At 35.0% G+C, this 12,131-nt stretch carries 9 protein-coding genes; 4 read left to right on the forward strand and 5 right to left on the reverse strand.

Going from position 1 to position 12,131, the window contains the following annotated elements; translation table 11 throughout:
• Window positions 1-72: 72 nt before the first annotated feature.
• A complete protein-coding gene (locus tag OCU90_RS18090; RefSeq protein WP_061023313.1) occupies window positions 73-1,281 on the reverse strand; it encodes a hypothetical protein in 1,209 nt (402 codons plus the stop codon).
• 244 nt (window positions 1,282-1,525) lie between these two features.
• Window positions 1,526-1,828, reverse strand: a complete 303-nt coding sequence (locus OCU90_RS18095) for a hypothetical protein (RefSeq protein ID WP_061023315.1) — start codon at window positions 1,826-1,828, stop codon at window positions 1,526-1,528.
• Window positions 1,829-3,940: 2,112 nt separating this feature from the next.
• Here OCU90_RS18095 and OCU90_RS18100 point away from each other — a divergent pair.
• Window positions 3,941-4,405 carry a hypothetical protein gene (locus OCU90_RS18100; protein ID WP_061023316.1) on the forward strand — a complete coding sequence of 155 codons (465 nt, stop codon included), beginning with the start codon at window positions 3,941-3,943 and terminating at the stop codon, window positions 4,403-4,405.
• 45 nt (window positions 4,406-4,450) lie between these two features.
• On the opposite strand, the gene OCU90_RS18105 is transcribed toward OCU90_RS18100, so the two are convergent.
• Entirely contained in the window at window positions 4,451-6,934 is a 2,484-nt protein-coding gene (locus OCU90_RS18105; protein WP_061023319.1) for an ATP-binding protein, read from the reverse strand.
• A 486-nt stretch (window positions 6,935-7,420) separates the two neighbouring features.
• Between OCU90_RS18105 and OCU90_RS18110 the strand changes: the two genes are divergently transcribed.
• Window positions 7,421-7,558: a hypothetical protein gene (locus OCU90_RS18110; RefSeq protein ID WP_155647278.1), complete on the forward strand. Its 138-nt coding sequence runs from the start codon at window positions 7,421-7,423 to the stop codon at window positions 7,556-7,558.
• Between the two features lie 605 nt (window positions 7,559-8,163).
• Complete coding sequence (locus OCU90_RS18115; protein ID WP_061023321.1) at window positions 8,164-8,637, forward strand: hypothetical protein; 474 nt, start codon at window positions 8,164-8,166, stop codon at window positions 8,635-8,637.
• Between the two features lie 57 nt (window positions 8,638-8,694).
• Here the strand turns inward: OCU90_RS18115 and OCU90_RS18120 are convergent, their stop codons facing one another.
• Window positions 8,695-10,056, reverse strand: coding sequence for an L-serine ammonia-lyase (locus OCU90_RS18120; protein ID WP_061023323.1), 1,362 nt, complete (start codon window positions 10,054-10,056; stop codon window positions 8,695-8,697).
• 311 nt (window positions 10,057-10,367) lie between these two features.
• Between OCU90_RS18120 and OCU90_RS18125 the strand changes: the two genes are divergently transcribed.
• Window positions 10,368-11,246, forward strand: coding sequence for a YdcF family protein (locus tag OCU90_RS18125; protein WP_061023325.1), 879 nt, complete (start codon window positions 10,368-10,370; stop codon window positions 11,244-11,246).
• Between the two features lie 4 nt (window positions 11,247-11,250).
• On the opposite strand, the gene OCU90_RS18130 is transcribed toward OCU90_RS18125, so the two are convergent.
• Entirely contained in the window at window positions 11,251-11,928 is a 678-nt protein-coding gene (locus OCU90_RS18130) for a hypothetical protein (protein WP_017081259.1), read from the reverse strand.
• Between the last annotated feature and the right edge of the window lie 203 nt (window positions 11,929-12,131).

Consider the following 12,131-nt stretch of genomic DNA (forward strand, 5'->3'; position numbering starts at 1 on the left):
TCGCCTAAGTCGTTAAAACACATCTTAATGAAGGTTTAGAATGTTCTGTATTTTATTTGAAGTATGTAGACGCTAATTATTAAGAAATTCAAGCTTATCTACGTTTCTTAATTCATTATTACCATCAATAGCTTGGTACTTTCCAAGTCCCATTACTGCAATTGGCTCATTAGTTTTTTTATCATAAGCAATGCTATAATCACTTTCTGTTCCTTGTAGAACAACTGTTGTATGCCCTTCATTACCAGTGACGAAATTAACGTTCTTGTTCAATATTACTTTGACATTATTTTTACCATTCAATTTTATTTTAGTAAGATACTGTGAATGGTTTGTGTATGGTTTTGAACTATCGAACCTCATTGAAAATTCACCAGATAACTTATCTGACATATAAGCTGTATATTGAAGTGTAGGGTGAAAAACTTGTTTAACCAATTCTGACACACCATCACGTATCCCCGAACTTGAGAAAGATGAGCGATCTTTCATCTTGTAGATCCCCCACATACTTGTGTTTGGTCTACTTGTGTCGTTCCACGCACCCCATAAACCATAATAAGCATCAATAACCGATGCAAAATATTCTTGGTCTAAACTTATTTCATCTTTCCACTCTTTATACTCATCATCTTCTGGTGTCCAAAAACTATTAGCATATGCACTTTTTTGATAATTGTTTATACCGAGCTGTAATTGAGGTGTAGCACCATCGATTCCAGTTCCAGAATTTAATACACCAAATCCAAAATCATGAACTAAATGTAGAATTTCCTCATATGAAGCATCACGGTGGTTATAATCTTGCTTCATGTACCAATCACCACCTTCTACTTGCATTTCATTTTCGTAAAGAGGTTGTCCCCAAAGATCATCTTCATTATCTTCTGAGTGAGTTCCATTTTGAAGTTTTAAAATGGCATTGTTGTTCGCCATTTTATTTGCAACTTCTGACTTGTCATATGCAAAAGTAGGATCAGTGGTTAGATAATGTTTAAGTATATTGTATGAACGTGCGATTTGAAATTCTGATATTTTGTCTTGAATTAATATGTGAATATTTTTTCCGTTTGGTGCTTTATACCCTACATATCTTTTATATCCCTTATCTTCATACTTTTTGAAATTACTTGGTGTTTTTTCAATCTTTAAAAAACCAAGGTCTTTGATTACGTTAGATGTCGTTGGTGGTGTTGTTGATGTTTTACCAGATCCACCTTCACTACCGCACCCTGATAAAATCAAAGCTGTAATAGCACTTACTATAATTTTGTTCTTCATTCTTTCTCCTTAGTAATAATAATCGTTTTTATTAACAATATCATTACCATAATTAAATTAATTACTCAAGTTATAAAATGTATTTTTAAACTTGTGTTTTGTAAAAAAACCCGCAAAAACCCCGCACTTAAATATACACATAGAAGAAAAACCCCTGTTATAAAGATTAATTGGGTTAAGAAAGACAATTGTGTATCTATTATTGTCTTTGATTTCTTAAAATAAAGTTATCAACTTTGATAACTTAAAAAGGAGCTAATGGAAAAAACGTTATTTTCGTTTCATTGCTTTCTGTCGTTTTTCTTTCGAAATCAATAAACCCTGCATCTTTTAATTTTTTTAAACATCGTGAAAAACTCGTTTTCTTCATTCCGTTGAATAAGTGCTCAATATCTGCATATTTAGTAAAAGATACGTTGTTATTGTATTCTTCTTTTTGTTTTAACAATGTGTAATAAACAAATAAATCACTTTTTGAAATATCACTTTTAAAAAACTCTTCAATCATTCCCAATAAATCGTTAAGTTCTAAATTTTGATTCTGCATATTTTCTCCTTGGTTATATAAATAATATAACACAAAAAAATAAGTTATCAAGATTGATAACAAAAAAATAGAGCCAATCGTGGTTCTGTTTTTTATCAAACATTTTTAACACTTATAATCTTTGTATTTAGAGGGTTTATTAAATGGATTCTATTCTAAACTAATAAGGTAGGTTTAAAACGAGCTGTAACGCTCTATATGACGATTTAAGACAATATGATAAGGGAATATACAAGAAAACCAAAATGAAGCCGTAAGAAGTGTTTAAGATTAAAAACAGTTTAGAGAATTTCAAACGGAATAGGTCGAGCGTCAGATTTTTTCTAAAAGAAACAAGGTTTATGATGTGAAAAGGGGTTTTGGAACAAAATCTCTATATAATTATTATATATTATTTAATTATTCTCTTAAGATCTTTTCTCTTAAGATCCTAAGATCTGTTAAGTCTTTAAGATCTGTATAGGGACCGATGGGAGTGTTCTCTCCCCTACCCAGATACCATAAAAAAAACATTCAAAAACATAAAATATTTCATAGTATCAAGGTATAGGAGAACACTACCGCCAGTCCACTCATTGGGGTCCTTAGGTCGGCTTATCAACCCTCAGTAGGTCAACAAGCAGGAAAGCTTACAGTCAAATCTGAACAACTGCCACCGTACCACCTTCCAAACATTTTTATGTAATTCATCTTTTAAATCTGTTTATCAACTGCTTTTAAAGTTGGTATGCAAAACTGATTAGTAGGCATTGTTGATGAAATTACTATGTCATCTCTATGGTCGCTCCCTCACGGTAAATCCTTGTATGGAGCTGAAGCAAGTCAAACCAAAACATCTTTAATTCCAAAATGACTTGTATTGTTGATTTAACAAGGATTTAAGCGTAAAAAAGAGCATAATCCTTGTTGAATTATGCTCACCAGTCTTAACAATCTTAATTTTTTTTCTAATAAACCCTTGCAATCTTCAAAATGTATGTTAAAAATTAAATTAAGATTATCGAGGTCGGGAAACTATCAACAATCTTGGAAGGGGCTTCGTTTTTCGAAGCCCTTTCAACTTATAATAATTAAGCTATCATGTATATGACACTTGTCAAACGATTGAAAAACTTAATAAAAGAAAGACATTTCATTTTGTGAAGTGTCTTTTTTTTGTCCTAAAAATTCAAAATGCCACTATATATTGTGTCTTAATTAAAAACAAACACCATATGTAGTGTTAAACATTATAGTAAAATACAAGATATAGTTATTGAGTAGTGTCTTTGAAAATAAAAACCACTATATGTAGTGGTAGAATTATTTTAAATGTTTTTTATTTAAATAAAATTTAAATAAAATTTAAATAAATTGACTTAACTATTTGTTGTGATAAAAATATAAGTAAGAGGTTAAACCCCCTTATTATATTAACATCCTTTAAAAAGAATCCATTCGTGGGTTCTTTTTTTTGTTTTAAATTTTTACAACTTATAATCTTTGTATTTAAAGATTTTATTAAATAGATTCTACTCTAAACTAACAAAGTAGGTTTAAAACGAATTGTAACGCTCTATATAGCGATTTAAGACAATATGATAAGGAAATACACAAGAAAACCGAAATGAAGACGTAGGGAGTGTTTAAGATTAAAAATTCTCTTAAGATCCTGAGATCTGTTAAGTCTTTAAGATCTGTATGGGGGATAATGTTATCGACATAAAGAAGGGAAGGGCTTGAAAATACAAGATCTAAAAAAAGCCGCATGAAGCGGCTTAATTTATAGTTTAAATATTAGTTAGTGTATCTCAATCACTTAAAATATTTTGTACTCATTTTAATAACTATTTCAGTATTACATTTAAATAATCATTGTCAACAGATTATCTTATAAATATTTAAGCATGTTGTTATTAAGGAAATAAAAAAGCCACATAATTATGCGGCTTCTTTTAAGGAGTAAATGTTTAGAGATTTATTTTTACTTATTTTAATAACAATTATTATTTTTCCATACAAAAACAAACCTGTCAGCCAATTAAAAGAATATTTGACACCTCACACTATTATGCTAAATAAATAAACAGGCTCGGATGCCTATTTAATTTAATAATAAAGGAAAATAAAAATATGTTTAGTTTAATTATATCAATTATCGCAATCGCACTTGTTGCTGCACTTGCACTTGCTTCAATCTACTACGGTGGCGCAGCTTTTCAACAAGGTTCAACTGATGCAGAAGCTTCAACAGTAATGAATCAAGGTCAACAAATTCAAGGTGCTATTACTCTGGCAAATGTTGATGAGAAATATACGGCAGGTTCAACAGCAATTGCAGACCTTGCACCAGCATATCTGAAAGAAGCTCCAAAAGTTCGTGATAAAGCGTGGTCAATCGCTAAAATCGCTGGAACATCAACACCTGTGGGTGATACTTATGTTGCAACTGTAGAAGTACAACCAGAAGTTTGTATTGCAATTGAGAACATGAGATTAACAACACCAATTACTGTTGCTCCTACTGCTGCACTAAAAGGTGAAGCATTAAATTCATACGGTTGTCATGATACAAACAAAGCTTACTACAAGATTTAATTTGTGATCAATTAGAATTAAAAGAACTCTTTCGAGTTCTTTTTTTTACTTCGGCTTACTCCAACTTGGAGTGAGTCTTACCCCCAACTTCTGCATCAACCCTTTCTTATTCTTGCTATTTATGCTTTCTTCCATCACTTCTTCACGTTTTAAAGCAGACTCTTCGTTATAATCATTAGTCGCCAATATTAGCAGCTCATCAAGGGTGTATCTACCAACATCATAGCTCAAAATTGCGTCTGTATGTTTTGAATAGTCAAATTCAATGTATGTTGGCTCCGTATTAGATGCGATTTTTACAATTTCGTTATCTGGTAATCGAATAGTAGAACCTGCTTTTGCACCAAATACCATATTCAATCTATTAACAACACTTTTTGCCCTATCAACTCTCTTACCTCTCTTCATTTCTTCATCAAAAGCAAGATCTTCTTGTCGCTTAAGCTTGGCAGCCTCCCTCTCTTTTCTCTTTATTTTAAGCCTTTCTTCTTCTGCAAGTTCTTCTTCAAGCTTTAACTTATCAAGTTTTGGTAGGAACTGCTTTGCTCCAAAATCGTTAAAAACACGCCTTAATGAAGACTTAAAGTGGTCTGTGTATGAATGAATAAACTCTCTTGCTTCATCATTCACTATGTAAACAATATCTTTGCTTCGATCATAAACCAAATCAATAAGACCATTAACAACATGATGCAGTTTTGAAATTGTCTGGTTTAGCTTCACAACTGACTTTTCGGCTTCTTTCTTCTCCTTTTCAAGCCTTCTCTTATCGCCTTTTGTTGCAATCAAATCACGTTCTGCAATACTTAATTGATTTTCTACCTTTGACTTACTCTTTTTTGTCGTCTGATAGTCGTCTTTAAGCTTCTCATACTTGCCTTTATTGTCGTTAAATGCCTTTTCATACCTATTAGATAAGCCTTTAAACTTAATAGCTTCTGCTTTTGCCTCTTTGCTCTCCTTAACAAGCGTTTCGTTTTTATTAACCAATGCTTCGTTTGTATTGGAAAGGCTGTTATTTTCCTCAATAAGAGCGATATTAGAGCCTGATAATTCAAGATTTTCATCCATCAAAGCTTGGTTAGAATCCGCATACTCGGCTTCGATCTTCTCTTTTTCAGATTTAAGTTTAGTTTGGTATTGTGTAGTTTCTTGATCAAGTTTTTCTTTAAATTTGGTTTCAAGTGTCGTTTTCAGTTTTTCCGTTTTCTCTTTAACACTCTTGTCATAATGGTTTTCAAGCTGTGTAAACTTCTTTTCAAACTCTTCTCTCAAAAGGTTTTCATAATTGCCGTAACGTGCAGATTTAGCCTTGTTTGGTGTATCCACATCAGCCTTTATCTTGTCTCTTTCAAGTTTATTAGCATCGTTTTTAGCAAGCATACCGAAGCGAAAAGAAACATTGTGTTTCTCCAAAATCTGGTTTGCAAAATCATAAAATTCACGTTGATATGCTTCACCTGCAAGCAACTGATTTTCTTTACTCGCCTTGTTCCATTTTTTATCACAATCAATACTAAAACCCTGTTTAGTAGCCATTCTTTTCATTAACTGATAGGTAAAATCTGGTAAGTCATAACACTGGTTTTCTTTGTTTAAACCACTAATGATTGTGTGTGTATGGTCGTCTTCTGCGTTATCTTTCTTTGTTCTTTCGTCTTTATGGATAAAGATTTTTAGCATATCAAAGGGCTTAAAATGCTCTTTATGCCAACTTTCAAGGACATCTATAACCACTTCATCGGGTAGTGATAAACCGTTATGTTTAGGTATTTTTAAAAGTCTTTCTTCAATAGCCACTGCAGAAACTGATTTGGTCGGGTCCATAGCTCGCTCGGCTTCCATTTTCTCGACATTATCTAAAAGGTTCTTTATATGCTTCTTTTTTGCCCCAAAAGATTTTACTTTTTCATTCTTATCAACGTTTCGATAGTAGCGGTCTAATGATGTAAGTGTTTCATCAGAAATTGCTTCATAGCTCTTTTTAGCTCCGTTTTTTAAGTCTTTATTATCTTCTTCAAACTTTGTATGTTCTTCTTTAAATTTGGTTATATATGCCATTTCTGGGGCGGTTAAGGTGCTATCTTTAAGGTTTGAAAAGTATTTAATACTCTTGTTTACCAAGTCTCTTTCACCCTGTGAAATGCCTGATTGTTTGTTCTCGTGTTCTTCTGATACTCGTGTTATATCGTCTTGAATAAGGTGATTAAACTCGTCTGTTAGCTCTTGAACTTGGTCAAACCAACGTTCTCCACACTCAATTTTTTCTGACATATAAGAACCATCATCATTTCGTTTATACGAAATAATGACGTTATTCTGTGTTAGTTCTGGATTGAAATCGCTCTTTCTCTGCCTTGTTCCTTCCATGTAATTTCTAAACAAATGCCATAAAAGGTTTCTGGTTTTCTTCTTTTCTATGATCTTATAGCGTCTGTTTTTAAACAGAACGGTAGATAGTTTCTTTTCGATCTTCGTGTAGTTTTTATCAAAAACTTTTTGCACAATCTCTTTTGCTTTGTCGCTCATTTAGTCCTCTCTGGATTCAGAAAGTAATCAGAATGGCAAATCATTTTTGAAAACTTTTGTTAAAAACTCGTTGGAGTTTTTGATCAAAGTTTGAGTAAATGGTGGGTGGGAACTTGGAAGAAAATATTCAAAAAGTCGATAGCGTTTGAATGTTTTTTGAAAAGTTTCTGGTGCTGCTTTTGCTCTTGATCTTGCTCTGGCTCTTAAGCGCTAAAACTGCAAGTTTTCCATTTACCTCACGACACTTTATTGATACGAAGTAGCAAAAAGTGGCGGGGGGACTATAAATGGTTATTGATACCCCACCAAGAAAATAAGTTTTGAGGTTTTTCAACCCCTCGTTTTTGTTGCCAATTTTGATAACTTTTTTATTTGATATCTGATTTCGTTATACCATTTTTTTAACATTTGCCAAATTGTGATCATTTTCGAAAATTGAAAAGGGTGGACAATTTGTTATACATATATTTAACGGGAGTTTGTTTTATGGATGATTCAAAAAATAAAAAAAAGGAAAGCGTTCTTGATGTCATCAATCGAGAATTTGAAATGGAACAAAAAAAGCGAGATGATGTTTTTTTCAAAAAACTTTTGAAATACTTCGCTTCAAATTATAAAAATTGATTTAATAATTTTCAATATATGAATTAATAGTTTCATTAATTTTTAAGGAACTATTATGAATGAAATATATCTTCAACGAACCTTAAAGAACTACTTGATGTTGAATACTATTCCATTGAAGTTTTTTTACACACATCAATCGAATTGAATGATTATGATGTAATAATCGAAGACATAGAAGCTTTAGAGGCTGCTCTCAATATTGATCCGTACAATTATGAATCAACAACAAACTTGATCATTTTTATAAAAATGTTTAAATAATTATTGAATAACTTCTATAAGGGGAAAAAGAAAGATGGTTGAAATAAAACATATAACAAACAAATACAACATAATAAAAAAGGAAATATCAAGGTCAAATATTTTAAAGCTAAGTGTATTGCTGTTAACTGCATCACTACTAATTACAATCTTTTTTTAATAGTAATCTTGAAATTATTGTTTTATGATGTATATATAAAATACATTTATTCTCCAAATAAAACTTAGTTCAATTTATTAACAAGCCTAAGAACCCAACACTTTTGTTGGGTTTTGTTTTTTGCTTAAATTAAAAAAAATGCTCTAATAATATTAGGAACATTTAACAAGGAGCGTTTACCATGATTTATAATATGTTTTTAAAAGAGGATTTAATTGTATTACTTAAAGCGAAAGATTTCAACAATGATACACAATACATACCGATTGAAGTTTATAGAAACGAAGTTGAAAGCAAAAAGATAATAATTAAAGAAATTGAAGACCTTAGAAGAAAAAATGATCTTTTGTACGATGAATATCTTGATGCTTTCAATGAACTTAACGAATTCAAAGAAAAAAATGAAATTGCTGCAAGTGATATTCAAAGTGCCATTTTTGAGATAAATTACTGTATTGAGTCCATGCAAAACTTAGAATTTAAAATGATTGAATTAGGTGGAACACCTAAACACGAAGATTTTGACTTTGAAGATATGAAGTTCAAATCAAAAACAAGAGATGCTTTTTTCAAAGATAATGACTTGGACGATGATGAAGATCTGGACGATTTAGATGATTTTGACTTTGATGATGACTTAGATCTAAAAGAGTAGCGTATAAAAGGAGTGGCATTTGACCACTCCTTTTTTGGTTTTAAATATTTAGTGGTGTTATTGGCACAAGTTGATCACCGCTAAACCACCTAAAGACGTTTCACGGTACTTCTTGTTCATGTCTTTACCTGTTTGGTACATGGTTGCGATAACCTTGTCTAACGAGATAAGACACTTGCTGGTGCGTTTTAGAGCCATACGTGATGCGTTGATGGCTTTCATTGCACCCATTGCGTTACGCTCGATACATGGCACCTGAACAAGCCCGCCGATCGGATCGCATGTCATGCCCAGAGAGTGCTCCATTGCGATTTCAGCTGCGATACAGATTTGCTCGTTGCTGCCACCGCGCAAAGCGGTTAAGCCAGCAGCAGCCATTGATGAAGATACGCCGACTTCACCCTGACAACCTACTTCTGCACCAGAAATTGAAGCATTGGTTTTGTATAGGATGCCGATAGCGCCAGAGACTGCCAAGAAGTCTTTCAGCTGCTTGGTGTCGAGCTCTTTAATGAAACGATGGTAGTACATTAATACCGCAGGAATAACGCCAGCCGCACCATTCGTTGGAGATGTTACCACTTGGCCACCCGCTGCGTTTTCTTCGCTTACAGCAAAGGCAAACAGGTTAATCCAATCCATGATCTCCATTGGATCATTTTCAATCGAAGCATTCGCCTCAAGCTTTTTCAAAAGAGCTGGCGCTCGACGGGTGACTTCTAGTCCGCCATCAAGAATACCTTCAGTATCAAAGCCACGCTGCATACACAGAGACATCACCTTCCAGATTTGGTCAGCTTTTTGGTCAATCACATCCATATCTTGGAAAGACACTTCATTGCGCAGGATTAAGCCACCAAGGCTAAGCCCTTGCTGCTCTGACAATTCAAGTAATTGGTCGGCAGAAGAAAAAGGGAACTCAACTTGTGTTTCTGCTTCTTGCTTGCCGTTTTGTAGCTCATCAGCGGTTGCGATAAAGCCACCACCAATCGAGTAGTACGTTTCCATATCTAGAAGACTACCGCTTGCGTCAAAGGCAGAGATAGTCATGCCATTTTCATGCAACGGAAGGTTAGTCTTGTGGAAAAGTAGGTCGCTTTCTACATCGAAATGAATTTCATGGTTACCGCTAACCAATAGAGATTTATCTTCAATCGCCTTGCGCATTGCTTGGTTAGCACTGGTAATCTTAATAGTGTCGGGGCGGTTACCGAGCAAACCTAACAAGGTCGCTCTGTCTGTGTGGTGACCAATACCCGTCAATGATAACGAGCCATATAAGTCGATTTGAATACGCTTCACTTGCTTAAGCTGAGCATCAATTTTTTGGGTAAAGTTAAACCCAGCGATCATTGGTCCATTTGTGTGGGAGCTGGACGGGCCAACCCCAATTTTGTAGATATCAAAAATAGACAGCATAGTAACTTCCTGTGAAGACGGTTCGATGAACGAACTCTGGTTAAAGTATATCTTTTGTTAACCTCACTTCTTTGAGTGAGCGTATTCTTTCAATGAGATTAATGTTAACAAGCGTGTAGTTCGATGAAATACAAGACCGTGCTATTTTTGCTTTATATAGCTGCACGTTGATTCTTGTGTACCTTAAGATGTTGCTATCAATAGTGAGCATTATTGCGAGCTACATTTAGGAATTTAAAAATACTTTTGTTAAGAACTATTGTATACATAATTCACTCCATCTAATCACTAAAACGAGACTTGAACATAAAATGAGCATTAATCACCTCCTTATTGTGCTAGGTAAGCGACTTAATGGGAATAAATTGACTGATGAAGGCATCAGTCGAGTTGATGCTTTGGTGGAGTATCTGGCGGGGCCTTTGGCAGAAGAGTCTATTCAGAAAACGGGTGTTGCATTTTGTGGTGGGGTGACAAAAGGTCAAACCACCTCTGAAGCGGATGCAATGCACCAGTATTTTCGAATTCTGGAAAGCCAGCGAGAATATCCGTTTTCCTTGGGGGCGATTTTGCTTGAGCAGAATTCGACAAATACGGTTGAGAACATTCAGAACTTAGCTTCAAAGATGATTGAAAGTGGACTGTTTACCCGCGGGCAGAGTGTGAAGGTGACGTTCGTTTCGAATGACTACCATTTACAACGTATTTTCGAGATCCAATCACTAATGGACGAACAAGGCTTGCTTAAGGTTTTGGTCGAGAAGTGCTCAGCACTTGGGGTGGAACTACAAATCGCTCCTCAGCTAGAAGCTCATGTTGCTGTGCCATATCCTCATCAAAATACTCAAGGGCAATTGTTTTTGTGGATGGATGTGCTGACAACCTATCGAGTTTATCTTGAAGGTGTTTCTGCGGGCACATTCAAGCGAGATTTGGAGTTAGTTAGGGGGGAGCCTGAAAGACTGTCGTTGGAGTCACTGATAGCTGTAAAGGCGTTAGTAAAGGGGGCACCTCATTTTGACATCGTCGACAGCTTACTCCCAGTATTGGAGGGCTGTATCCAGCAGACTTCCGTGGGTACCGACATAAAAAAAGTCAGGGAATACCTAGCTCTACTAGATACTAACCTGACTTTATTGAATCGTTATTTAGACCCGGAATCGGATCACACACATCGCTGGTGGCGATAGATGTTTATTTCTTTCTCGTGATGCCAATAACGGTCTTTAAGCTTGCAAACGCAATCAGGCAGTAAGCCAAAAGTTCAGTGCCTTCTTCTGCGATGTTTTTAACCACGCGAACATAATCATCGCCCATAACATTGTGCCAAAAGCTGCCCATGCCAAATAGACGAGAGAACACCAACAGTAGCATTACGCCAGTAACGAGTAAGTTCATGTGTGGGGAAGCAAGAATAAGCGCAAGCTGATCAATGGTTCTTTTACCATTCTTAATCGCATAGAAAATTGCACTGCCAGCAACCAATAGGGCAGGGACAACCCATGCACCATGTACGATCTTGTCGAACCAAAAATCCATTTCACGAATGAACAACACTGCGAAGAATGCGCTGATAAGAAGAGCTGCGTGCTTAACTTCGCGCTTCTCTCTTGCTAAATAAGCAAAAGAGCCAGACGTCACGATAAGCAGTAACTGTTGCAGCATTTCGGTCGCCGAGATCTCACCAACATTGCCATTCAACAATACAAAATCAATTCGAAGTGCAAGGTTTGCGACAATGCCTATCGCTAAAACAACGAGAGCTGTTTGGCATCGTTTGTAGATCACTTGAGATGTCGACTGGGAAAGGGTGAACTCTGGCAGTTCAAACGACATTGGAGTTTGTTCATTGGTTTTAGGTTGGCTTTTCATAGTAATTCAATGTGTAAATATTTGTAACGGGCAGGCATTCTATCGGCCTAGGTTAGGCTAATGTCAGAGCTATGTCAGAAATAAAACAGCGTTCAATTGGTGTGTGTGTACGGTAAACCGCTGCCTTATGGCAGGCAGTTTACGTAACATAATTGAATTTTTAGGGGGAGGGTTTTAAAGCGTTGATATTGGAAACTTGTAAT

The organism is Vibrio splendidus (assembly GCF_024347615.1).
GTDB lineage: Bacteria > Pseudomonadota > Gammaproteobacteria > Enterobacterales > Vibrionaceae > Vibrio > Vibrio splendidus.

Excerpts from the sequence above, each read along its gene's own strand:
- OCU90_RS18090 (WP_061023313.1), bottom strand. The coding sequence starts at position 1,281 with ATGAAGAACAAAATTATAGTAAGTGCTATTACAGCTTTGATTTTATCA.
- OCU90_RS18095 (WP_061023315.1), bottom strand. The coding sequence starts at position 1,828 with ATGCAGAATCAAAATTTAGAACTTAACGATTTATTGGGAATGATTGAA.
- OCU90_RS18100 (WP_061023316.1), top strand. The coding sequence starts at position 3,941 with ATGTTTAGTTTAATTATATCAATTATCGCAATCGCACTTGTTGCTGCA.
- OCU90_RS18105 (WP_061023319.1), bottom strand. The coding sequence starts at position 6,934 with ATGAGCGACAAAGCAAAAGAGATTGTGCAAAAAGTTTTTGATAAAAAC.
- OCU90_RS18110 (WP_155647278.1), top strand. The coding sequence starts at position 7,421 with ATGGATGATTCAAAAAATAAAAAAAAGGAAAGCGTTCTTGATGTCATC.
- OCU90_RS18115 (WP_061023321.1), top strand. The coding sequence starts at position 8,164 with ATGATTTATAATATGTTTTTAAAAGAGGATTTAATTGTATTACTTAAA.
- OCU90_RS18120 (WP_061023323.1), bottom strand. The coding sequence starts at position 10,056 with ATGCTGTCTATTTTTGATATCTACAAAATTGGGGTTGGCCCGTCCAGC.
- OCU90_RS18125 (WP_061023325.1), top strand. The coding sequence starts at position 10,368 with ATGAGCATTAATCACCTCCTTATTGTGCTAGGTAAGCGACTTAATGGG.
- OCU90_RS18130 (WP_017081259.1), bottom strand. The coding sequence starts at position 11,928 with ATGAAAAGCCAACCTAAAACCAATGAACAAACTCCAATGTCGTTTGAA.